The organism is Borreliella carolinensis, assembly GCF_032595855.2.
Lineage (GTDB): Bacteria > Spirochaetota > Spirochaetia > Borreliales > Borreliaceae > Borreliella > Borreliella carolinensis.
The window spans coordinates 614,205-640,052 of record NZ_CP132453.1 but is presented as its reverse complement, the minus strand read 5'-3'; the positions used below and the strand labels follow the sequence as shown (position 1 = coordinate 640,052).

Genomic DNA, 25,848 nt, shown 5'->3' with positions numbered 1-25,848 from the left:
TGTAAATTTTTAAATAATATTTAAATAATCAAAAACTTCTTCCAAACTGGAAACAAACTTAACATCTATATTGTCCTTAACTTCTTCTGGGAGCTTAGAATAATCTTTTTTATTGTCTTTGGGCAAAATAACCTTACTTATACCATTTCTATAGGCTGCTAAAACCTTTTCTTTAATACCTCCCACAGGAAGAACAAAGCCCTTTAAAGTCACCTCGCCGGTCATTGCAAGATCCAAAGGAACTTTCTTATCAGAGAGTATTGAAGCAATTGCTGTTGCAATGGTAATACCTGCAGAAGGCCCATCTTTTGGCGTTGCTCCTTCTGGAAAGTGCAAATGAATTTCAGGACTTTCCTTTACATCAAAATTAAGCTTAGAAGAATAGGTTTTAACTATAGAATATGCAAGCTGTGCACTCTCTTTCATGATAGCACCAAGACTGCCTGTTAAAATAATGTCTCCTTTTTTCTCAAACTTAGTTGCCTCAACAGGAAGAACCGTACCACCATAATTTGTCCAAGCAAGCCCATAAACAAAGCCTGAAGAATCAATCTTAATTAAATCCAAATTATACTCGGTATCAACATAATTATAATAATTATTAATATTGATTATCTTATAAATACCTGGAATATCAGGATCATGAGTAAAAAGCGAATTATTTCCATGTATCAAAGAACTTGGTGAATAAAAATTGCCTTTGATGATTTGATCTTTAGAATACTTATAAAGCAACTCCCTTACAAGTTTTCTAATCAAATTAGTTAAAACTCTCTTTAATCCCCTTACACCAGATTCCATAGTGTAGTTTCTAATTAAATTAAAAATAACATCATCTTCTATTCTTATATAAACTTTGTCTAAAAAACTCTCTTTAATTATGCTTGGAATCAGAAAAATCTTAGCAATCTCTAATTTTTCAATATAAGAATACCCCTCAACTTTAATTATTTCCATTCTATCCAAAAGCGGCTTTGACATGCCATTAAGGGAATTGGCCGTTGTAACAAATAAAACATTAGAAAGATCATAAGGAATTTCTAAATAATGATCTATAAACTTATAGTTTTGCTCGGGATCTAAAACTTCCAAAAGGGCAGATTCGGGATTTCCCTTATAACTACTATTAATTTTATCTATTTCATCAAGAAGAATAACGGGATTTGATTTTCCCGCCCTTTTCATTGCACTAATAAAAACACCAGGAAGAGAGCCAACATAAGTTCTTCTGTGTCCCCTAATTTCTGCCTCATCTCTTAAGCCACCAAGAGATATCTTAACAAATTCCCTAGACAGTGATCTTGCAACAGATTCCACAAGAGACGTTTTGCCAATACCAGGAGGCCCTACAAGACATAAAATAGGAGCTTTAACCTTAGAATTAATTTGATAAACAGCTAAAAAATTTATTATCTTTTCTTTTGCTTCATCCATACCATAATGAGAATTTCTTAAAATAAACTCAATCTCGCTTAAATGATTTTTCATAACAGTATTTTCATTCCACGGAAGATCTAATATTAATTCTATATAACTTCTAATAATATTAGCATCGGGAGAATTCATCTGCATTTTAGACAATCTAGAAATTTCTTTTTCAATCTTAGATTTAACATCTTCTGGAATGTCTTTAGAATTTAATCTGTCAATATAATCGTTTTCATCTTTACCTAATCTTTTTTGTATCTCTTTAACTTGTTCAGAAAGAAAATAATCCCTTTGTCCCTTATCCAACTTGGCTCTAACTTTAGAATTAATATCTTTTTTAAGATCTAAAAGGTCAATTTCAATGTTTAAATTAACAATTAACTTTTCTATTCTGGTTTTAACATTTAGCTCTTGCAAAAGCTCTAATTTTATGCTATTTTCTAAGCTTGAATTAGAGGCTATAATATCGACAAGTTTGCTTGGATTCTCAAAATAATTAATTGGCTCATTGTCAGTATCATAAGATTTTAAAGATAAGGAATTTCTGTAAGCTTCATAAGTTTCTTTTAAAAATTTAGAGTAGGTAAAAAGTTCTCTATTTAATTCACCAGAATCAGGTACAAAAGTAACTTTAGCCCTCAAATAATCATTTTTTTTTGAAACACTGCCTATAATAACCCTACTTTGACACTCAACCAAAACTTTTACTACGTCTTTACTGACCTTTATAACTTGGATAAGTTTAGAATAAGTGCCCACAGAACATAAGTTTTTAACTCCTCCCTTATCAGATTCATCATAATTAGACTCATTTGGATAAGCAAATAAAATCAATCTTTCCTCTAACATGGATTGAGCTATGGAATTAATTACATATTCATTATCAAAAGTTACCCACAATGTCATATTGGGGAAAAGAACATTTTCTTTCAAAATAACAATCGGAAGATCTTCTTTTTTATTTTTTATCATATTTAAGATTGATTTCATATAACTCTTTTGCCCAAGGTTTTTTAATTGCATTTCCCACCAAAATTAATGGATTAATATCTGCATTTAAAACAGATTCTTTTGTAACAACAACCTTCTTAGCCTTACTAATCGAAGGAACCTCAAACATTACATCTTTAAGAAGACCCTCTAAAATAGATCTAAGACCTCTTGCTCCAGTATTTTTCAAAATGGCTTCATCTACAATCGATTCCAAAGCATCTTTTTCAAATACCAATTCAACATTGTCCATTTTAAACATATGATAATACTGCTTAACAATAGAATTTTGGGGATCAACCAATATTCTCAACAAATCTTCTTTATTTAACTTTTCAAGATACGAATGCACAGGAAGTCTGCCAACAAACTCTGGTATTAAGCCAAATTTAATCAAATCTTCCATTTCCAAATACTTTAATGAAGTATCTTCTCTTATATTCTTTTTTTCAATTGCTGAAAACCCAATAGAACTTTTATTTATTCGGTTCTTAACAATATTTTCAAGCCCAACAAAAGCACCACCACATATAAAGAGTATATTTTGAGTATTAATTTCAATAGTATCTTCATAAGGATGCTTTCTGCCACCCCTTGGGGGAACATTGGCAATGGTGCCTTCAATTATCTTTAACAAAGCCTGTTGAACCCCTTCTCCAGAAACATCTCTTGTTATTGAGACATTTTCATTTTTTTTAGCAATTTTATCTATCTCATCTATATAAATAATCCCTTTCTCAGCTAAGCTAACATCCCCATGAGCAGCATGTATCAATTTAAGCAAAATATTTTCTACATCTTCACCAACATATCCGGCTTCCGTTAAAGTTGTAGCATCTGCTATTGCAAATGGTACATTCATCTCTGCAGCCAGCGTTTTTGCAAGCAAAGTTTTACCGCTGCCCGTAGGACCAACCAAAAGTATGTTAGATTTTTCAATCTCAATACCATCATCATATTTATTATTTTTCAATATTCTCTTATAATGATTATAAACAGCCACAGATAAGACTTTTTTTGCATCTTCTTGCCCAACAACATGCATGTCTAAATGATCTTTAAGCTGTTTAGGAGTTGGCAAACTGTTGGACTTCGAATTTAACGGCTTACACAACTTTTCTTTAAAAAGATTGTGACATATTTTAGAACATTCCGGACAAATCGCTACTCCATTAGATATAACAACATTGCCGCCAAGCTCAGCGACACTAAGTCCACAAAAAGAACACTCTTTTACTTTTTGACCTTTTACTCTTGCCATAAAAACTTCTACCGAAAATAAAATTACTCCCTTGCTAAGATACTATCTATAAGACCATATTTAAGAGCATCGTTTGAAGTCATAAAATAATCTCTTTCCATATCAAGGGCCAGTTTTTCCTTATCAACACCTATCTGATTAGACATAATATCTATTATTAATTTTTTAAGTCTTAAAATTTCATTAGCCTGTATATTAATATCACTAGTCTGACCACTTATTCCGCCCCAAGGCTGGTGAATCATTATTCTAGAATAAGCTAAAGATTCTCTTTTGCCCTTAGCACCACCAGCAAGCAAAAAAGCTCCCATTGAAGCAGCCTGCCCAATACAAATTGTCCTTACATCAGGCTTTATATATTGCATAGTATCATAAATCGCAAGACCTGCAGTAATACTTCCTCCTGGAGAATTCAAATAAAGATAAATGTCTTTGTTTGAATCTTCTGATTCTAAAAACAAAAGTTGAGCAATAACAGTATCTGCCTTAGGATCATTAATCTCACCACTCAAAAATATTATGCGCTCTCTAAGCAATCTTGAATATATATCAAATACCCTCTCATAATTTCCCGTACTCTCTATTACAGTAGGTATTAAATTATGCATAAACTCCATTTTTCTTACTCACAAATTTTATAATTAACAAAATCTTTAAAAGAAATTTTTCTGCCCCTTAACTCTTTAAGATTTTCCAAAATTTTTTTCTTAGCTCTTTTCCTTTTGATATCATCCTTTAAATAAGAAATCAGATTTTGATCTTCATAAAATTTTTTAATCTCCTCATAACTTACGTCTGAATTCTCAGACTGTCTAACCATTTCATCCTCAACATCGCTCTCAGTAACTTTAATTGGATCTAAATCCACCATTTTCTGAATTATCAACTTAGATTTCAAATTTTTAAGAATCTCATCTTTTAAATTATCACTACCAACATATCCTGAAGAATAGAACATACTTTTAAAGTCTTCAAGGCTCATATTATTTTTATTTTGCCTTTTGGAATCCCTAAAAGCAATTTCAATTTCGGCCTCAATCATTGAATGCGGAATATCTATTTCTAATTTTTCAGAAACAGCAGAAAAAAATTTATTTAGCTTTAAAGTTTCTTTTTTTTCTTCAACAATGTTTAAAAGACTAGATCTTATAAAATTTTTAAGATCATCTAGTGTATTATATCTATCACTAATATCCTGTGCAAATTCATCATCGATTAAAGGGAGATCTCTTTTTTTAATGCTCTTAATCTTAATCTTCAATTTTCTTGAAGAACCTGCAAGTTCTTCAAATTTGTAATCTGCAATATAAGACTTTTCTATAACTCTCTCTTCATTTATTCTCATACCAATTACATCTTTGTCAAAATCATAATAGGTTTCAGATTTTCCAACCGTAAAAACAAAGTCTTGTCTTTTTGTTGATACTATTTCATTTGAAAGGTCATCAAGCTCAACAAAATCCACTTTAACAATACTATCTTTCTTGACAACGCCTTGCTCATCTTCAATGATAATTGCATTTTCTATTTGAAGATTCTTAATCTCATTATCAATATCAGAATCTTCAATAAAAACTTCTGGAACTTCCACTTTAACATCAATCTCATCAAAACTTGGAATTTTAAATTCAGGATAAGTCTCATATACAAAAGTAAATTCAAGATCTTTATCAAGATTTAATCTTAAATTTTTTTCCTTTATAGTAGGAGTAGCATAGCTTAAAGGGATTTTTGTTTCTTCTTTGAAAAATTCTTTAAGAGAATTGTTAATCACTTCTTCTAAAACAGTAGCTCTTAATCCCTCAGAATATTTATTTTCAATAATATTAATGGGAACTTTTCCAATTCTAAAACCTTGAATCTTAAGTCGGGAAGAATAATCTTGCAATAATGAATTATATTTTTCCTGAACAACACTTTTTGAAACTTTAATGACAACCTCAACTTTTGAACCTGGAAGAAGCTTAATATCTTTACTCAAAATCACTGTTAATGCCTCAATTAAACCTTATTGATAATTATTAAAAAGCGAAAGACGGGATTTGAACCCGCGACTTCCACCTTGGCAAGGTGACACTCTACCCCTGAGTTACTTTCGCAATTTTACAGAAGGTGGGAGTCGAACCCACACGCCAAAGGCACTAGATCCTAAGTCTAGCGTGTCTGCCAATTCCACCACTCCTGCATACTTCATACTCAAACTAGTATACAAAAACTTAAAAGCTTTTGCAAGTATGCTCAATCTACTAAGTAAATAATAATTTCGCACTCAGCAGGAGTCGAACCTGCAACCTTCGGATTCGAAGTCCGCCGCTCTATCCAGTTGAGCTATGAATGCAGTTGAAAATAAAATTGATTAAAGGGTGATTGACGGGGCTTGAACCCGCGACATTCGGAACCACAACCCGACGCTCTACCAACTGAGCTACAACCACCAATAACTAGTGACTATGATTATTATAATATTTTATAAATATTTAATCTTTAAGTCAACAAAAGATAAAAATAATAAAAAACCATAGGTCTTTTATTAAAAAATTTATAATAAAACACTAAATTTTCTAAAACTAAAATTTTTGAAATCTTTCTAAGCTTTTTTTCAAAAAATCATAAACTCTAATGGTTGAAGAAATATTTACTCTTTCTCTAGTAGTATGAGGCCATTCAATCCAAGGTCCAAGAGTAACAGATTCTATGCCCCCCAATCTAGAAGATATTATGCCTGTTTCAAGCCCTGCATGTATTAAGGAAACATTAGCGGATTCAAGATACATCTCTTTGTACACGTCTTGAAGATGCTTTAAAAGATTGCTATTCTTATCAGGCTTCCAAGAAGGATCGTCATAAATTACACGCAAATTAGATCCTGATAAATCGCTTATTGATTGTAAATGATTGCAAACATAATCTTTGTCTGAATCTAATAAAGATCTTATTAAAAAAGTGAAAATATAATCGTCTTGCATTTTTAAAAGACTTGAAAAATTTAAAGAGGTCTTTATAAGCTTATTTTCATAATTTTCTACTTTTTGAACTCCATGTAAAAATCCCATTCCCATATTCAAAAGCTTATTTTTGCTATCTTCATCAAGAACTTTAACTGATGAAAATTCTCTTTTATTAACAATAATATCAAATTCATCTTCAAGAGAATATACACTTTTAACTTTAAGTACGAAAAGTTTAAGCTCTTTATTTAATAAATCATAATCAATATCATCTATAAAGATTAAAGCCCTGGCTTCATTTGGAATTGCATTACTACTGTTTCCACCAAAAATACCTTCGATTTCAAAATTAATATTTGCTTTAATTTCAAAAAGAGCAAAAAACATTAATTTTAAAGAATTTGCCAAATCTAAATGAATATCTGCTCCAGAATGGCCACCTTTAAGCCCTTTAAACAAAATCTCTACCTTTGTTTTTTTCGTTACAAGGCTATATTTAGGAGAAAAAACAATCTCAACAAGTCTTGATCCCGCACAACCAACTAAAAAATAACCTTCTTCCTCTCCATCAAGATTAATAAGGCTTTTACCACTACATAAATTAGGATCAAGGCCAAGAGCGCCTATTAACCCTATTTCTTCATCAACCGTAAATAGAAGTTCCAAATCGGGATGAGGAAAACTATTGGCTTCACTCATAATCCCCAGCATCATAGCGACTCCAATCCCATTGTCAGCTCCAAGAGTAGTCCCTACTCCCTTAAGATATCCATCCTCTTCAACAATTTCAATTGGGTCTGTTTCAAAATCATGCAAACTGGATTCATTTTTTTCACAAACCATATCAACATGAGATTGTAAAATAACAGGGGACATATCAATTTTATTATTTGACTTTATCTGCACCACAATATTCCCAACACTGTCTTCCTTAAAAGGATAACCAAATTTTTTGGCCCTCTGCTTAATAAAATTAATAATTCCTTTAACATTTTTTGAACATCTTGGAATTTTTGATATCTCTTTAAAAAAATCAATTACAATACTCATAATAACTTTCCTTTGATTATATTAAACACATAAATATACTTAGATTTAATTTATAATTAATCATAATAATATACTAAATTAATCTTTAAATTCATTCAATGAATTTAATAATGATAGTTAAGCTTTTTCAACAAAATCTGCACAATAATTAAAATTTAAAAATTCTTTAGGAATTTCCGAAATAAATCTTGAAGGCACCTGATCAAAAATTTGCCTATCTTTTTTACGCTTATTAGCCATGGTAATAACAAGAGAATCTTTTGCACGAGTTAATGCAACATAAAAAACTCGTCTCTCTTCTTCCAAGTCAAACTCACTATCTTCAATGATTCTATGATGAGGAATAATATTGTCTTCAACGGCAATAAAAAATACATAATCAAATTCTAACCCTTTAGCAGAATGCACTGTCATTAAATTAATATTAATATTTTCAGACTCCTCATTTGCTTCGTTAGATTGAAGAACTATGTAATTTAAAAAACTGCTTAAATCTCCCAATTCACCAAGTTGTTTGGATTCCCAATTTTTAATTATGCTTAAAAACCCTTCTATATTTTGATATTTATATTCAGCTACTTTGATTGAATTGGGATTCTCATTAACTAAAAATCCCCAATATTCAATGCTTTCTATCATTTCTTTGATTATACTAGAATAAGTGTTTTTTGTTATACTAAATTTATATTGATACTCTTCAATAAAAGATACAAAATCTTCTATGCTTTCAATGACCTGCTTATTTAAGGCTTTGTCATAACCAGAAATGTTTGTAAAAGAAAAAGTAATGTCACAAAGAGCCTCATAAATGCAACAACCTTTCTTGTCTGCTATATCTCTAATTTTTTTCAAATATTCCTTGCCAATCCCTCTTCTTGGAACATTAATGATTCTAAGCAAATCATAATCACTTTTAGGATTTATTATTACATTTAAATAAGAAATAATATCTTTTATTTCTTTTCTCTGGAAAAAAGATGTTCCCCCCGAAACTTTATATTTTATGCCTTGTCTTCTAAAAATCATCTCAACGTTTTTAAAAAGAGCATTGGTTCTCATAAGAACTCCTATCTTTTTAGACTTAAAACCTTCCAACCTTGAAAGCTGTATGATTTGACTTGCAACAAACTCAGATTCTTGAATTTCATCCTCAAATATGAAAAAATCTATAACTTTGTTACACATCTTTGAAGACCACAAAGTCTTTTCTTTTCTATTTTTATTATTTAAAATCACAGAATTGGCAACATCTAAAATATTTTTTGCAGAACGATAGTTTTGTTCAAGCTTTATTTCTTTAACACTGTAATCTTTTTCAAATTGCAACATATTGTTATAATTAGCCCCACGCCAAGAATATATCGATTGATCATCATCCCCAACACAACACAAATTACTATGATTTATTAAAAGACGAATAAAATTATATTGAATAAAAGAAGTATCTTGAAACTCGTCAATCAAAACATATTTATATCTTTTAGAATATTTATTTCTAATATCAGAATTATTACTTAATAATTCTTTTGGTTTTAAAATCAAATCGTCAAAATCAAAAGAATTATAAAGCCTTAATCGCTCTTCATAAAGTTTAAAAATGTTTATATCTTCTTCTTTTAAATCATTAAGGGTAAGAATACCGTTTTTAAAAAGCGAAATAACATTACTGAGTGAATTTAAAGAAACTTTTTTATTAAAAAGACCTTCATCAAGCAAAATCTCTTTAAGAAGAGAGATTCTATCATTTTCATCGTAAATGCTGAAGTTTTTTCTATATCCTAGTAATTTATAATTTTCTTTTAAAAAGAAAAGCCCAAAAGAGTGAAAAGTTGAAACCATCAGATTGCTAAGAGGACTTTTTAAAATTTTTTTAATTCTGTCTTTCATTTCATTAGCAGCCTTGTTGGTAAAAGTCAAGGCTAAAATTTCCTTCTGAGCAATACCTTTTAAAAGTAAATACGCTATTCTGTGAGTAACAACCCTTGTTTTTCCACTACCAGCACCAGCAATAATTAAAAGAGCACCTTCAATAGTAGTAACTGCTTCATATTGAAATTGATTGAGAGAATTTTTAAAAAAATCATCATTAGACAAAATTAAAAAACCTTTGTTCCGTCTGGATATTCAACAATAACTTTAAAATTTTCAGGAAAAGCAAAAATCTTTCGCGACTTAGATTGATCAAAATCTTTAGCTAAAATTGGAATACGATACTTATTTAATGTATTAACGGCAAACTCTGAATTTTCAAGCCCTACCTTAACCGATCCTTTTGCCATAAAATTAGTTCCCCCAAAAAGCTTGGCCTTAAGATTGCTTTTGCTAGCCCCATTTTCTAACATTGCATTTATTAACATAGGAATAGCATAAACCCCATATCTTCCCCTTTGGTCAGGAGATATTTCAAGATCTGACTTAACTAGAACATAATGATTCATTCCAATTAAATTATTTGATTCATCACAAAGCACAACAGCAACACAAGAACCAAGAATTGTAGAAATAACTCTTTTATTTGAAACAAAAGCTTCACCAGGAACTATTATCGTAACATCGCGTTTTAATTTAAAATTAAAATGGTTTAACATAAAATTAATACTCTCTTGAAAAAAAATTTATAAAACTTTTATAAAGACCTTGCCAAAACCCTAATTTATTCACTTTATCGCTAAACAAAGCAACATCTCCTAATTTTTCATTTTCTAAAAAAATCATAGCCCTCCCAACAGGCATATCTCCACTAAGTGGAGCAACCAACTTATCAACAGTATAACTTATATTAATTTTATCAAATTCATCTTTAGTTAAAATATAATAAAAAGGCTCTTTAGAAAAAAGAGCAACTGTATCTACTGTACCATTATAGACTTTTTCTTTTAATTTTACTATTAAAGGAAATTTTGAATATTGATTAAATCCATATTCAAATAAATTTTTTGCAATAGAAGCTCTCATCTTCTCCCCAAATCCATTAATTCCTTTTTCAACCCCCAACACAACTGCTATCAATCTTATTTCGCCCTTTTTAGCAGTAGCAATAAGATTTAAGCCTGATTCCTTAATATATCCCGTTTTAATACCATCTGAATAAGGATAATCATGTATTAATAAATTGGCATTTCTTTGTTTTAAGTTTAAAAATTTTGATGATAAAGCAGCTCCTAAATTTTTACTCTTTGGATAAACAAAATACTTTAAAGAATGAATATTAAGCATAAATTTAAATTTTTCTACATAAGATTTTACAAAAAAAGCCATATCTAATGCTGTAATTTTATTCTCACTGCTATATCCAGAAGGTTCAACAAAATGCATATTTAAAAGTCCTAAATTTAAAACATTAATATTCATTAAATTAACAAAGCTATTTAAATTGCCTACTACAAACTCAGCAATCGCAATAGAAGCATCATTGCCTGAAGAAATTGAAAGTCCCTTTAAAATCTCTTCAAAATCAACAATTTGACCTTTTTCTAAAAACATTAAAGAAGAATTGGGAGGCGCATTATAATATGAAGCAGAATCGCTAATAGGAACTATGCTTTTTAATTTTATATTTCGCTTTTCAGCTTCAATTAAAGCTGTATAAATTGTAACAATCTTTGTAAGTGATGCTGGAGGAAAAACCAAATTGGGCTTCTTAGAATAAAGTATTCGCTTAGTATCAAAATCCATTAAAACTATTGATTTTGCATACTTTGATAATTTATTAATCTCAGCCAAATTAACCGCAAAAAGATCATAATAAAGCGGAGAAAAAATTAAAAATAAAGTTAATAAAAATTTCCCAATAACACAGATACTATTCATGTTGTAATATTAAAATTATATATTATTTATTAATTGTTAATTACAATACAATTAAAAAGGAGCCATTTTTATGAATTCTTATGATTTTATAACAGCTTTGGTCCCAATAATCCTAATAATTATTGGACTTGGCATAATAAAAAAGCCAGCTTACTATGTAATACCCATATCATTAATAGCCACTGTTGCTATAGTTATATTTTATAAAAACTTGGGAATAGTAAACACAAGTCTTGCAATGCTTGAAGGTGCCTTAATGGGGATATGGCCAATAGCAACCGTGATTATTGCTGCCATATTTACATACAAAATGTCAGAAGATCAAAAAGACATAGAAACTATTAAAAATATTTTATCAAACGTATCTTCTGATAGAAGAATTATAGTCTTGCTAGTAGCATGGGGATTTGGAAACTTTTTAGAAGGAGTTGCTGGATATGGAACTGCTGTTGCAATCCCTGTGTCAATATTAATAGCAATGGGATTTGAACCATTTTTTGCTTGCTTAATCTGCTTAATAATGAATACCGCATCAACAGCTTATGGATCTGTGGGGATCCCTATAACATCTTTAGCTCAAGCAACTAACCTAGATGTTAACATTGTTTCATCTGAGATTGCATTCCAACTAATACTTCCAACCCTAACAATACCTTTTGTGCTGGTAATTCTTACAGGGGGAGGCATTAAAGGATTAAAAGGGATATTCCTTCTTACCCTACTCTCAGGAATGTCAATGGCAATATCTCAAATATTTATATCAAAAACTTTGGGTCCAGAACTTCCTGCAATCCTTGGAAGTATTCTTTCCATGACAATAACAATAGTTTATGCAAAGTTTTTTGAAAATAAAAAAACTGCTGAGCACCAAAGCAAAAGCACAATATCTTTATCAAAAGGAATTATTGCATGCTCACCCTACATTTTAATAGTAACATTTATAGTGCTTGTATCTCCTCTTTTTAATCAAATTCACGAATACCTAAAAACTTTTCAAAGCACTATTAGCATTTATCCAGAAGCAAATCCCCTACACTTTAAATGGATTATCTCTCCGGGATTCTTGATAGTACTTGCAACAATAATATCCTATTCAATACGAGGAGTTCCAATATCAAAACAGCTAAAAATATTTATGCTAACCTTGAAAAAAATGGCATTATCTTCATTTATAATCATTTGCATTGTTGCAATATCAAGGTTAATGACACATAGCGGAATGATAAGAGATCTTGCTAATGGAATCTCAATAATAACAGGTACATTTGGACCATTATTTAGCCCGCTAATTGGAGCTATTGGGACATTTTTAACAGGAAGTGACACAGTTTCAAATGTTCTTTTTGGACCTTTGCAAACACAAATGGCAGAAAATATTGGGGCAAATCCTTACTGGCTTGCAGCAGCAAATACAACAGGAGCAACTGGAGGAAAAATGATTTCTCCCCAAAACATCACAATAGCAACAACAACTGCTGGATTAATTGGACAAGAAGGCAAGCTTTTATCAAAAACAATAATTTATGCTTTATGCTACATTTTAGCAACAGGATTGCTAGTTTATTTAGTATAAATTAATCATTTAAAATAAATAAGATTAATTTATACTAAAATTAATCTTATTTATAAATTTGAATAATGTAAAAATCACAAAATAATAATATGGCCTTGAATTTTTATCTGATATTTTAATATTATATACATGTTATATATATGTTAATATATTGTACATAATAGCATGTCTATAATATATTTATTAATACGTTTAATTAATAACTAGAACTAATAAAAGTTTATAGTTACAACAGGAAGGTATAATTATGAAAAACCATATTTTATATAAATTAATTATATTTTTAACCACATCTGCAGCAATATTTGCAGCAGACGAATTAAAGGAAAAAGATATATTTAAAATAAACCCATGGATGCCGACATTCGGATTTGAAAACACAAGTGAATTCAGATTAGATATGGACGAACTTGTTCCTGGATTTGAAAACAAAAGTAAAATTACCATTAAGCTTAAACCGTTTGAAACTAATCCCGAATTAGGCAAAGACGATCCATTCTCAGCTTACATTAAGGTGGAAGATCTTGCATTAAAAGCCGAAGGCAAAAAAGGTGATCAATTTAAAATTGACGTGGGAGACATAACAGCCCAAATCAATATGTACGATTTTTTTATTAAAATAAGCACCATGACAGATTTTGACTTTAATAAAGAGTCTTTATTTAGTTTCGCACCTATGACTGGATTTAAAAGCACTTACTATGGATTTCCAAGCAATGATAGAATAGTAAGAGGAACAATTCTTGCAAGAGGCACCTCTAAAAACATAGGAACAATTCAGCTGGGATACAAACTCCCAAAACTCGATCTTACATTTGCAATAGGGGGAACAGGCACAGGCAACAGAAATCAAGAAAATGACAAAGACACCCCATACAACAAAACATATCAAGGAATCCTTTATGGAATTCAAGCAAAATGGAAGCCAATAAAAAATATACTTGATCAAAACGAAGATACTAAATCTGTAATTGCAGAAACACCCCTTGAATTAAATTTTGGCTTGTCAGGAGCCTATGGAAATCAAACATTCAATAATTCATCAATAACATACTCTTTAAAAGACAAATCCGTAATTGGTAACGATTTATTGAGCCCAACTTTATCAAATTCTGCAATTTTAGCATCTTTTGGAGCTCAATATAAGCTTGGATTAACAAAAATCAATGATAAAAATACCTATCTTATTTTACAAATGGGAACTGATTTTGGAATAGATCCTTTTGCAAGCGATTTTTCTGTATTTGGACACATCTCAAAAGCAGCAAATTTCAAAAAAGACGCATCCTCAGATCCTAATAAAAAAGCTGAAAATATATTTGATCCAAATGGTAATGCTCTTAATTTCAGTAAAAATACAGAATTGGGAATTGCATTCTCAACAGGAGCAAGCATAGGACTTGCCTGGAACAAAGACACTGGAGAAAAAGAATCCTGGGCAGTTAAAGGATCTGATTCTTACAGTACAAGACTATTTGGAGAACAAGACAAAAAATCTGGGGTTGCACTGGGAATAAGTTATGGACAAAACCTTTACAGATCTAAAGATGCAGAAAAAAAATTAAAAACCATATCCGAAAATTCATTTCAAAGCTTAAATGTTGAAATTTCAAGCTATGAAGACAACAAAAAGGGCATTATAAATGGACTAGGGTGGATAACATCTATCGGTCTTTACGATATTTTAAGACAAAAATCTGTAGAAAACTATCCTACAGCAAGCCCAAGCGCTAATTCAAACAATCAAGCCGGACAAAGTTCAACAACACAAGCTACAACCCCTAATCTGACATTTGAAGATGCAATGAAGCTCGGTTTGGCTTTATATCTTGATTATGCAATTCCAATAACATCCATTTCAACAGAAGCATATGTGGTACCCTATATCGGGGCATACATTTTAGGGCCTTCTAATAAACTTTCAAGCGATGCTACAAAAATTTATTTAAAAACAGGGCTTAGCCTTGAAAAACTAATAAGATTTACAACAATTTCTCTTGGATGGGATTCAAATAACATTATAGAACTTGCTAATAAAAACACAAATAACGCCGCTATTGGCAGTGCTTTCTTACAATTCAAAATAGCCTACAGCGGAAGCTAACAGCAAAAGAAGGGCTTTGGCCCTTCTTTTTTATCTTTTAAAAATTAATAATAAATTGTTACCTTATATTTCTTTCCTTGCAAATTTTTTCATAAGCATCTTGAATTTTAATAAATTTATCATTTGCATCTTTTTGCCTTACAGGATCATTTGCAAACTTATCGGGATGATATTTTATAACAAGGCCTTTATACGCCTTTTTAATCTCATCATCACTAGCACTATATGCTAAACCCAAAATACTGTAAGGATTTACAATTCTAATATTAATATCTTTATAAGCTTCATAACCATCAGATTCAAGTTCTAAAAAAACACCAACATAAGAGATAAACTTTTCAGCTTCTAAATTTTTATACCTAGAAAGTCTGTTAATTTCTTTAAGAGAGGCAAAAAGCCATATAAAAAGATCTTTGTGCTGAAAATAGCCAAGCTTAAGGGTATACAAAATTTTATCAGCATTATTATTCTTAGTAATAGCAGAATGAAAGATAGTATACAACTCTGATTTACCACGTTCAGACAAATTCAAAGAATTAATAATAAAATTGACATAATTTAATTGCTCTCCAGTTATAGTTCCCAAAATAGATAGCAATTTGGCCATTAATAAAAAAGAAAGTTTATAAAATTCAAACTCTCTAGATCTAGAATATGAGTAATCTCTTGTAAAGTAGATTCTAAAAACACCCAAAAAACTAAATAGTATCAACACAAACGGAAATAATATAAAAAGCATTGCTATTAAAACAGGATTAAAAATAAAAATAAACAACAACACTAAAAAAAACATTCTAATTAGGCTTGGCATTTATTGATCACAACCTCCAACGCAATCAAGGCATGTCAAAATCTCTAATAAATTTTACAATTTCCTTTTTTATTTGTTTTAATTCAATATCAGACTTTGCCTTTAAAGCTCTAACAACAAATTTAGCAACGTTTAAAGAATCGCTTTCATTTAAACCCCTAGAAGTAATAGCAGCACCCCCAATTCTAATACCAGAAGCCAAAGAAGGACTTTTTTTATCAAAAGGAATAGCATTTTTATTTAAAGTAATATTTACACTCTCAAGCAATTTCTCAGCATCAGCACCCGTGAGACCCGAACTACTCAGATCAACCAAAAACAAATGATTGTCTGTACCTCCACTAACAATCCGAAATCCTTCCGATTTGAAATATTCAGCCATAACTTTAGTATTTTTTATTACGTTAGCAATGTATTCTTTAAAATTTTCCTGAAGAGCCTCTTTAAATGCAATAGCTTTACCCGCAATAATATGAACTAAAGGGCCCCCTTGAGTTCCAGGAAAAACTGTAGAATTTACAGCATTAAACAAAGGCCTCTCTTTTCCATTAAAGTTTACTGATTTGTCAAAATCCTTTCCAGAAAGTATTATTCCACCTCTTGGCCCTCTTAAAGTTTTATGCGTAGTGCTTGTAGTAAGATGCGCCACATCAATTGAGGAATTATGAAAACCGGCAACAATAAGGCCTGCAATATGCGCAATATCACACAAAAGATAAGCAGAAACATCATCTGCTATTTCTCTAAATTTTTTAAAATCAATTTCTCTTGAATAAGAAGAAGCACCGGCTATTATTAAATTTGGTCTGCAATCTCTAGCTATCTTAAGAACTTCATCATAATCAATTAGCTCAGAATCTCTAGAAACACCATAAAAATAAGTATTAAAAAATATACCAGAAAAATTTACCCTGCTGCCATGAGTTAAATGTCCCCCATGAGACAATTGCATGCCAAGAATTCTGTCACCTGGGCTAATAAGGGCCATTATGGCAGCCATATTGGCCTGAGATCCGCTATGTGGTTGAACATTGGCATACTTTGCACCAAAAAGCTCTTTTGCTCTTGAAATTGCCAAAGTTTCAATCTCATCAATAAAAGAACAACCACCATAATATCGATTCAAAGGATATCCTTCAGCATACTTATTGGTTAAAATACTCCCAGCAGCCTGCCTTATTTCCAAAGACGTAAAATTTTCAGAAGCAATAAGCTCAATATGTTCTTTTTCTCTTAATTTTTCTTTCTCAATTAAATCAAATATTTGATCATCCCTCATTTAAAATTATCCTCCAAAACAAACCTATGCATTAAAGAATACGATCCGTTTGTCAAGCTTTTATATTTTAAAAACCCAGAATCTAAATATCCATCAAAAAATTCATTTTTATCATAGTCCTCTTTGCATCCGTATTGAATATAGTTTTCAGACATATTTAAAAAATACTTAGAGCTATCCTTAAATAATACTGCATTTATTATATCAAAATATATAAAACCAACCCCAGCTAAAAAAAATTCAAACCAAAAATGCTCATTTAATTTAAGAGAATTAGAATCATAGTAAAGCCCAACTATATTTCTCAGCGGAATCTCGTACTTTAAAAATAACAAATTCGTAAGAACTATTAAATTGCTAGATGAAATTTTTCCCTCTTTAATAGAATCCTTTAAACTTAAATTATTCTCAATAATCTTAAAATTTGAAGTCAAAACATCCATAATTGCCTTAGCCAACTTATAAACTGAATTACTACCAGCCGTCTTAGATAAAATTAGAGAATCTAAAGGCATTAAATCAACAGAGTTGTAAGATAAATAATCTTTTTTTTTGTCTTGAACATGTTTTTTGTACTCTTGATTATCAATATCTCTATTAACCTTAATGCTTTCTAAATATTTTGCATCTAAAAATTCCAAATTAAGTTTAGAAGTCTTTACCCTAGTCTTAAAAATAAATTTATTTGTCTTTAGGTTTTCAAAAAATAAATTACCAATATTAAAATCAAGATGTTCATTGCTGTGGTCTGCAATTTTTTGACGCTCATTCTCAATTGGTCTTAAATAGAAGATATTAAAATTAATATCTTCGGGATTTGAATCAAAATTACTACTAACATCTTGATTAAAATAAATCTCTTCAATTATTGCAAACTCTTTCGAATCACTCAAAGTCCACTTTAAAAAATCATCTTTAACAGAAAACGAAATTTTATTGCTTTGAACATTGTCCAATAAAACATAAAGCTTCCCACCAGAATTTAAAGTTTTAGGAGAAATAAATTCTAATCTATTCTCAGAAACATCTAAAATATTTTGGGGTAATATTGTATAAAGCTTGTCCTTAGTTTCGAGAAAAATTTTAATACTACTAGAATGTGAAAACAAATTCATGCCTTGTAATAAAGTTGAAGAATTTGCATTTAAAGTTATTTTATCCTCTGAAAAAATAAAAGGTATATTCCCCCTATTAAGCTTAACAGGAACTTGCCTACTAATAACAAGAAAAAGTTCGTTGCTAGTACCCCTTTCGCCTTTTACAAAAATAAGCCCAGAATTTACTTCATCTGTAATTTTAAAAACTATTTCGGTGTTATTCCAACTAATAATGCTACTTTTAACCAAATAATTATTGTTGATATTAATCTCTCCTGTGCTGTAGCCCAAATTATTTCCTTTAATAACAATAATATCTTTGTGTGAAGTGGGAATTGGAGATATATCATAAATAATTGGCTTTGAATAAAATAAAAATCCAGAAAAAACAAATAAAACCAAAAAAATAATAAAAATTAAGCTTAAATAAAAATATTTGTTTTTTAAAAAAATAGCCAAATATTAGCCTCTTTTAACCTTAGTTCCTTCCTTAGTATCAACCAAAACAAAACCTTTTTTGGCAAAAAAGCCCCTAATTTCATCGGCACGCTTAAAATTTTTTTCACATTTAGCTATTCTTCTCTCTTCAATCAAAGTTTTCATATTCTCATCAATAACTACATCGTAATTTTCTAAATTTTTTAAAATTTCTTCTCTCAGATTAAGTGATATAATCTCATCAAAAATAAAAGCCAATCTGAGTTTTGAAACAAATCCTAGATTTTCAGATTTAATTATTTCCCAAAGTAAAGCCAATCCTTGAGAAATATTCAAATCAAAAGAAACTTTTTCTACAAAAGAATCATAATATTCTTTTTCTACACTAAAACCAAAATTTTTTAAATCCTTATTAAGTATATTTAAATCATCTAGATCTAAGGATTCATAAAAATAACTTAGCCTGTTTATCAAATTTTCTCTAGCAATCTTGCTTGATTTAAGATTATCCAATGAAAATTTTAATTGGTTCCTGTAGTGTGATGTCAAACACAAATATCTAAAATCAAGAGGAGAAAAATTTTGATCTTCCAAGTCTTCAACTGTAATAAAATTTCCATGCGACTTTGACATCTTATTATAATCCATAATCAAAAATTCTCCATGAACAAAGATATCACACCATTTCTTATTCAAAAAACACTCTGCTATTGCTATTTCATTTATGTGGTGAACTCCAATATGATCAACTCCTCCCAAATGAATATCAAGCGTATCTTTGAAATACTCCAAATTCATAGCAGCACACTCCAAATGCCAACTTGGATAACCAAATCCCCAAGGAGAATCCCATCTCATCTCCTGATCTTTAAACTTAGAATTAGTAAACCACAAAACAAAATCGGTTTTATTCCTTTTAAATTTATCAATATCAACTCTGGGCAAAGTCATATCTTTATCAATAAGATCAATGCCGGCCATCTCGCCATAGCTTTTAAAACAAGAAGTATCAAAATACACATTGCCATTAGAAAAATAAGTAATTTTTTTTTCTTCAAGAATTTTAACAACCTCTATCATGATGGGAATATGTTTACTTGCAACAAGAACTTTGTCGGGATATACAATGTTTAATTTTCTACAATCGTTAAAAAAAGCTTTTGTAAAAAATTCACTAATCTCATAAGCTGTAAGGCCCTTTTCTCTTGCTGTCTTGGCAACTTTATCTTCTCCATCATCAAGATCACCTGTTAAATGCCCAATATCTGTAATATTCATAGCATAATTAACTTTATACCCTAAAAATCTTAAAGTTTTAATTAATAAATCTCCAAAAATATAAGTTCTAAAATTTCCGATGTGCGCATAATTATAAACAGTAGGCCCGCAAGCATACAATTTAACATTTTCAAAATTTGTTAATTCTGAAAAATCCTTTGTTCTAGTATTATATAACTTCAAAATCATACATTTCTCAAAATTGAAAAAATAAAAAATCTAATTTATTATTAAGTACGTATGCCTAAAAGCCTAAATAATTTTTTTAAAAAAATCAATATTAAGCCTCAAACAAAAAATCTAGCTAACTATACAACATATAAAATTGGAAACATTTCGAAATTGTTTCTCATCCCTAAAAACATTAAAGAAGCTGAAAATATTTTTAAAGCAGCAATAGAAGAAAAAATTAAACTATTTATTCTTGGGGGGGGATCAAATATTTTAGTCAATGATGACAAAGAGCTTGATTTTCCAATAATATACACTGGGTATCTAAACAAAATAGAAATTCACGAAAATAAAATTATCGGCGAATGTGGTGCAAATTTTGAAAATTTATGTAAAATTGCACTTGATAACAGCTTAAGTGGCCTAGAATTTATCTATGGACTACCCGGGACACTGGGAGGCGCTGTATGGATGAATGCAAGATGCTTTGGAAATGAGATCTCTGAGATACTAAAAAAAATTACATTTATAAATGATAAAGGAAAAACTATCTGCAAAGAATTTAAAAAAGAAGACTTTAAGTATAAAAAATCGCCTTTTCAAAATAAAAACTTTCTCATATTAAAAATTGAATTGAATTTAAAAAAAGACAATAAGAAAATTATTGAAGAAAAAATGACTAAAAATAAACAAGCAAGAATAAATAAAGGCCACTATTTATTTCCAAGTAGCGGAAGCACTTTTAAAAACAATAAAGCATTTCTCAAGCCTAGTGGACAAATAATTGAAGAGTGCAAGCTCAAAGGATTAAGCATTGGGGGCGCTACAGTATCTAAATATCATGGAAACTTTATTATCAATATTAATAACGCCACTTCCAAAGACATAAAAAGCTTAATTGAAAAAGTAAAAACTGAAGTCTACTTGAAAACTGGGCTTTTGCTTGAAGAAGAAGTCCTTTACATAGGATTTAATTAATCAAAAAAACTAAAAAAGAATATCTTTAATCTCGTCATTAATCTTTTTAATCAATTCCTTTGTCTTTAATATCTTATCCTTAGAAGATTTCACCAAAGATGAATATTCTTGAAGAGAATTTACAGCATCCAAATTAATCTTAGAAACTTTAAACTCTTTTAAATCTTGGTTAAAATTGTTAAACTTGCTACTAACAAAATAATGGTTATTAAATATTTCTTTATACATATTCTTGGCATCTCTGATCTTAGTATCGTGAGATAAATACCTTTCTTTAAACTCACCAATTTCTTTAAAATGCTTAGCAAGAGTAAGATCTACTTTCTCGTGTCTTGAAAAATTGTTATCCACATTATCTTGAATGTCTATGAAATTTTTATAAATTGTATCAATCTCTGAATTGATTGCTGCAATAATGCTATCGACCATTTTAAGTTCATCTTTAATGGTTTTAGAATATTTTCCAGAATTAATAGCAAGCTTTCTAATCTCCTCAGCAACAACTGCAAAACTTTTCCCTGCATCACCTGCTTTTGCTGCTTCAATTGCTGCATTCATAGCAAGCATATTGGTCTGAGCTGAGATTGAAACTAAAAGTTTATTTACACTTTGCAAACTATTTGTTTGAGACAAAAGATCTGCAAAATTTTTATTCACATTTTCAAAAACAATATTTAAATCAAAAACCTTACTTTTAATATTTTCAATATCAGTAGAATTTATAGCAGCAACCTTATTAAAAATTTCCAAATTTTTATCTATACTATAGAAAAAACTAACATTCTCTTCAAAATTTGAAGAGATTTCTGATATATACTTATTGTGATCATTAATCGGATCAGCAATAGATTCAAAGCCTTTTAAAATATCAACAATTGACTTTTCAAATCTAGAAAAAGTATCCTTTAGTTGTTCGTAAGCTAAAATGCTAGAGTCTATACTCTCAGTATTTGATATAGCAGTCTCTATTTGTTCCAAATATTCATTTAAATCTTCAGAATAAAATTTTATCTTCTCAAAAGATTCATTACTCTTAGAGGACAGATTATCTAGCTTTGAACTAATATAAGAAATAATAGACGAAGAATACTTAACCTCTAAAGGGGGTTCAAGACTAAAAGGATCGCTTTTTGATTTTTGATAATCAACAATTCTGTTAAAATCATTAATTAATGAAAAAACAAAAGTTTTGCACAAATAAAAGATAATTGCAAAAGATAATAATAAAAATACAAAAAATATAATCCAATTTGATTTAAACATAATAGGAATGGAATTGATATTTAAAATTAACCCTTGAGTCAAAAAATCCTCAGTTTTTACAAAGTTTAAAGAATACAAATCTCTTTCATAATTAAAAGTGTACTTAGAGCTAAAAGAATCTTTTTTAGCATAAGCTATAACTTTTTTTAAAAAATTCTCATTATAAGATGGAGAAAAAGATTTGGCGTGAAGATTATTAAAGTTTAAAAAAATGGGCATATGATTTCTGTCAAGCATAAAAAAATTATAATTCTTACTGCTAAATTTAAGAGAAGAATACAACTGATTTTCAATAATATCTAACGACTCATCAAAGCATACTAAAATCCCTATTACACCCAATGTTGCAACAGAATCTCTAACTGGAAAACTTATTATAGAATAAATTTTTCCATCTATTATCATATATCTTGAATAATATTTAGAATTTTTTTCTACAGGAACAGAATAAATTGGATCCAACCTAACATCTTTTAAACCTAAAGATGAAAAATTTGAATTTGATATTAAAACATTTTTCCCTATAGGAATATAAAATACGCCTTCAAGTGAATCTTCTGCTAAAGGAATAGTTTTAAAAATTTTATCTATAGAGCTAAATTCTCTTGACTTTAAAAACAAATCACTATTTTCATCTAAGCTGTCACCCAATTTTAAACTTGAAGACAAAAGAAAGCTTTTTGAAGAATTAACCAATATCCCAAACCTATAGCTATCTTTTACAAGCTCTTCAAGAAACCTAGAAGATTCCGAATATTTAGCTTTAATAACAGCAGAAACACTGTTTAAAAACAACTTAGAATCAAATTTAAAGCGATCCAAATACTCATTTTTATAATTCATATAAGCATAGCCTATGAATAAAAAATTTAAAAAAAGAAATCCAAATAAAACTAGACAAAGAAATCGTTTAGTATTTTTCAGATTAACATCTATTAAATTCTCACCTGTCATAAAAGCTCTCCAAACATAACATTAGTATGATTAAAATCTTAAAACAAACTTTTCACCTTCATAAATCACATACAAATAATTACTAATAACAATTGGCAAATTAAACCTTTCTTTCTGAATCTTAAAGATTAAATCCTTCAAATATTTGCAAATAATTATTTTATTATTTAGCTACATGCATATATAATTATATAATAAAACATATAGAATACTAAAAATTTAATGTTTTAAAAATTTTATGAAAAAACAAAATTTTGAGGGGACTTAGTGAAAAGAAAGAAAATTAACTCTAGCCTTTTTTATAAATTCAATTTTATAATCCTGGCATATACAATAATCATTATTGCAACAACCTTTTTGCTACTAGATCAAGGCTATAAAAAAATCATAACAAAAGAACTTCAAGATTTCACAAAATTTATTAACCAAGCAATGATCAAAAGTTTTTCTGATGAATCTAAAGAAGTAATAAAGGCTTTAAACATACTAACAGCCAGATATGATTATAGATCTGCAATTCTGAATAACAAAAACGAAGAGCACTTAGTATCTGACAAAATTTTAATTACACTCCCGCCTTTTATTAAAATAATAGAGTACGCAAACAAAGATGGATACATAATCGCATCAAGCGAAAAAAAAAGAAGCGGCCAATATATAAGCTTAAAAGAATTGCTTCTGGGCAAAGCTATAACTACATTGCAAATTTCAATTCTGCACAACAGCTTAGTAAAAATAAATAACAATTTTTATATTCCAATAGCATATAAAATAACAGATTCAAAAAAATCTAATATTGGATATATTATTTTATATGCTGACATTTCAGAAAAAATTGCCGAACTAAAAGAATATCTTTTGCTGCTTTTGGAAAACTCCTTGCTAGAGCAAAATGCAAGCAGCCAAAACTCATCAAAATACTTTAACGTGTACTTAATAAACAGCAGTGGAGATACATTTGGCGGAAAAGACGAAGTTTTAAAAAACATAAAACACATATTTGGCTTTAACGCAAAAACATTAACTCAAATATTAAGTGCATTATCCCAAGGAAAAACAAATTACAATACAAGCAATTCAAATGAAATAATTTCATTAGCAAGAATCACAACATCCCATTGGTACTTAGGAATAAAAATAGATTATAATAACATATTTTCAAAAGAATTTAAAAATATGAGATTAGTTTCACTTTCTATTATATTTATTTTGGTAATAATTTTTATATTAATAATGATATCAACCATAAAAACTTTAATAATATCAAAAATAGATAAACTCAATGTTGTCATTCCAAAGGTTAAAACCGGCGACTTAACATTTAAAATCGAATCAAAAGGCAAAGATTCAATAAGTTCAACAATCAATCTTTTTGGGCATTTTATTGAAAATCTAAAACACGTAATTAATTCACTACAAGAACGAGTAAAATTGCTTAAAGAAAACGGAGACCATTTATTTAGCGAAATAAACAAAACCCATAATACAATTAAAAATTCAAATCAATACATAGAAAAAACACAAGAAGAAGTAGAAAAACAGGTAGAATTCATCTCTAATACAACAAATATAATTGAAAGTCTTTCAAAAAATATTTCATCTCTTGATAATTCAATTGAAACTCAAGCCGCAAGCGTTGAACAATCCTCATCAGCTATCGAAGAAATGATAGGGGGAATCCAATCAATAACAGAAATAACTCAAAAAGCTGCAAAAAGCACAGAAGAACTAAAAAGATTCTCTGATGATGGGCGAAAAAAACAAGAAGAAGTTATTACTCAAATCAAAGAGATTTTCAAAAACTCAACAAGATTACAAGAAGCAAACTCTTTAATTTCATCTATAGCAAGCCAAACCAACCTGCTCTCGATGAACGCTGCAATTGAAGCATCTCATGCTGGTGAAGCTGGAAAAGGATTTGCCATTGTCGCAGAAGAAATAAAAGACCTAGCAGAACAAGTAACATCACAATCAGAATCTGTTGCCTCATCAATTAATGAAATAATGGATTCAATAACCAAAACCGTAAATACCTCTGAATTAACAAATAAAGCTTTCAACCAAATATTTGATTCAATCAACTTAGTTGTTCAAGTAATAGAAGAAATAAATCATACAATGCAAGAACAATCAATAGGTAGCCAAGAAATTTTAAAGGCTTTAAACACAATGCGGGAAATAACATATGAAGTAAAAATCGGTTCAAATGACATGTTTAGAGGCAACAAAGAAATCATTAGCACCATTAAACTGTTGGGAGAGATTAATATTACGGTCTCAAACTCAATGAAAGGTTTAAAAGAAGAGATTAACAAACTAGTAGAAGCAATTGAGCGCATTAAGGTTTTAGGAACTACAAATTCAAGTCACATTTCTGGAATTAGTGAGAGCACGGATCAATTTAAAACCAAATAA

17 protein-coding genes and 4 tRNA genes are annotated in these 25,848 nt (G+C 29.5%); 4 read left to right on the top strand and 17 right to left on the bottom strand.

Annotated features, from left to right (window positions below):
- Window positions 1-9: 9 nt before the first annotated feature.
- From lon to QIA46_RS03010, 12 genes are all read right to left on the bottom strand, one after another.
- Window positions 10-2,400, bottom strand: a complete 2,391-nt coding sequence (lon, locus tag QIA46_RS03065; protein ID WP_317268565.1) for an endopeptidase La — start codon at window positions 2,398-2,400, stop codon at window positions 10-12.
- Window positions 2,387-3,679 carry an ATP-dependent protease ATP-binding subunit ClpX gene (gene clpX / locus QIA46_RS03060; RefSeq protein ID WP_317268395.1) on the bottom strand — a complete coding sequence of 431 codons (1,293 nt, stop codon included), beginning with the start codon at window positions 3,677-3,679 and terminating at the stop codon, window positions 2,387-2,389. The genes lon and clpX overlap by 14 nt, the downstream gene beginning before the upstream one ends.
- A gap of 23 nt (window positions 3,680-3,702) precedes the next feature.
- Window positions 3,703-4,287: an ATP-dependent Clp endopeptidase proteolytic subunit ClpP gene (gene clpP, locus QIA46_RS03055; protein WP_317268394.1), complete on the bottom strand. Its 585-nt coding sequence runs from the start codon at window positions 4,285-4,287 to the stop codon at window positions 3,703-3,705.
- Between the two features lie 14 nt (window positions 4,288-4,301).
- A complete protein-coding gene (gene tig, locus QIA46_RS03050; protein ID WP_317268393.1) occupies window positions 4,302-5,666 on the bottom strand; it encodes a trigger factor in 1,365 nt (454 codons plus the stop codon).
- Window positions 5,667-5,706: 40 nt separating this feature from the next.
- Window positions 5,707-5,778: transfer RNA gene (locus QIA46_RS03045), tRNA-Gly, on the bottom strand.
- 5 nt (window positions 5,779-5,783) lie between these two features.
- Window positions 5,784-5,864, bottom strand: a tRNA-Leu gene (locus QIA46_RS03040).
- 79 nt (window positions 5,865-5,943) lie between these two features.
- A tRNA-Arg gene (locus QIA46_RS03035) sits at window positions 5,944-6,017 on the bottom strand.
- A gap of 24 nt (window positions 6,018-6,041) precedes the next feature.
- Window positions 6,042-6,114: transfer RNA gene (locus tag QIA46_RS03030), tRNA-His, on the bottom strand.
- Between the two features lie 132 nt (window positions 6,115-6,246).
- On the bottom strand, window positions 6,247-7,677 hold the full coding sequence (gene pepD, locus QIA46_RS03025; protein WP_317268392.1) for a beta-Ala-His dipeptidase: 1,431 nt from the start codon (window positions 7,675-7,677) through the stop codon (window positions 6,247-6,249).
- 117 nt (window positions 7,678-7,794) lie between these two features.
- The gene (locus QIA46_RS03020) at window positions 7,795-9,771 is read right to left on the bottom strand and encodes an ATP-dependent helicase (protein ID WP_317268391.1); all 1,977 of its coding nucleotides are present in this window, start codon (window positions 9,769-9,771) and stop codon (window positions 7,795-7,797) included.
- A 2-nt stretch (window positions 9,772-9,773) separates the two neighbouring features.
- The gene (gene cheD / locus QIA46_RS03015; protein ID WP_231011786.1) at window positions 9,774-10,265 is read right to left on the bottom strand and encodes a chemoreceptor glutamine deamidase CheD; all 492 of its coding nucleotides are present in this window, start codon (window positions 10,263-10,265) and stop codon (window positions 9,774-9,776) included.
- Window positions 10,266-10,269: 4 nt separating this feature from the next.
- Window positions 10,270-11,487 carry a D-alanyl-D-alanine carboxypeptidase family protein gene (locus QIA46_RS03010; RefSeq protein ID WP_317268390.1) on the bottom strand — a complete coding sequence of 406 codons (1,218 nt, stop codon included), beginning with the start codon at window positions 11,485-11,487 and terminating at the stop codon, window positions 10,270-10,272.
- A gap of 70 nt (window positions 11,488-11,557) precedes the next feature.
- Between QIA46_RS03010 and QIA46_RS03005 the strand changes: the two genes are divergently transcribed.
- Window positions 11,558-13,060, top strand: coding sequence for a lactate permease LctP family transporter (locus QIA46_RS03005; protein WP_317268389.1), 1,503 nt, complete (start codon window positions 11,558-11,560; stop codon window positions 13,058-13,060).
- A 247-nt stretch (window positions 13,061-13,307) separates the two neighbouring features.
- Window positions 13,308-15,164 carry an integrin-binding adhesin P66 gene (locus QIA46_RS03000; protein ID WP_317268388.1) on the top strand — a complete coding sequence of 619 codons (1,857 nt, stop codon included), beginning with the start codon at window positions 13,308-13,310 and terminating at the stop codon, window positions 15,162-15,164.
- A gap of 58 nt (window positions 15,165-15,222) precedes the next feature.
- Here the strand turns inward: QIA46_RS03000 and QIA46_RS02995 are convergent, their stop codons facing one another.
- The 4 genes from QIA46_RS02995 to QIA46_RS02980 are packed head-to-tail and all read right to left on the bottom strand — an operon-like array spanning window position 15,223 to window position 20,256.
- A complete protein-coding gene (locus tag QIA46_RS02995; RefSeq protein WP_317268387.1) occupies window positions 15,223-15,975 on the bottom strand; it encodes a J domain-containing protein in 753 nt (250 codons plus the stop codon).
- A 25-nt stretch (window positions 15,976-16,000) separates the two neighbouring features.
- Entirely contained in the window at window positions 16,001-17,254 is a 1,254-nt protein-coding gene (glyA, locus tag QIA46_RS02990) for a serine hydroxymethyltransferase (RefSeq protein ID WP_317268386.1), read from the bottom strand.
- Window positions 17,251-18,810 (bottom strand): IPT/TIG domain-containing protein, encoded by a 1,560-nt coding sequence (locus tag QIA46_RS02985; RefSeq protein WP_317268385.1) that lies wholly within the window; start codon window positions 18,808-18,810, stop codon window positions 17,251-17,253. Before QIA46_RS02985 ends, glyA begins: the two co-directional genes overlap by 4 nt.
- Before the next feature lie 3 nt (window positions 18,811-18,813).
- A complete protein-coding gene (locus tag QIA46_RS02980; RefSeq protein ID WP_317268384.1) occupies window positions 18,814-20,256 on the bottom strand; it encodes a cysteine--tRNA ligase in 1,443 nt (480 codons plus the stop codon).
- A 51-nt stretch (window positions 20,257-20,307) separates the two neighbouring features.
- Between QIA46_RS02980 and murB the strand changes: the two genes are divergently transcribed.
- Window positions 20,308-21,216: a UDP-N-acetylmuramate dehydrogenase gene (gene murB, locus QIA46_RS02975; protein ID WP_317268383.1), complete on the top strand. Its 909-nt coding sequence runs from the start codon at window positions 20,308-20,310 to the stop codon at window positions 21,214-21,216.
- Between the two features lie 9 nt (window positions 21,217-21,225).
- Here the strand turns inward: murB and QIA46_RS02970 are convergent, their stop codons facing one another.
- Window positions 21,226-23,433, bottom strand: coding sequence for a methyl-accepting chemotaxis protein (locus QIA46_RS02970; RefSeq protein ID WP_317268382.1), 2,208 nt, complete (start codon window positions 23,431-23,433; stop codon window positions 21,226-21,228).
- A 267-nt stretch (window positions 23,434-23,700) separates the two neighbouring features.
- Between QIA46_RS02970 and QIA46_RS02965 the strand changes: the two genes are divergently transcribed.
- Window positions 23,701-25,848 (top strand): methyl-accepting chemotaxis protein, encoded by a 2,148-nt coding sequence (locus QIA46_RS02965; protein WP_317260352.1) that lies wholly within the window; start codon window positions 23,701-23,703, stop codon window positions 25,846-25,848.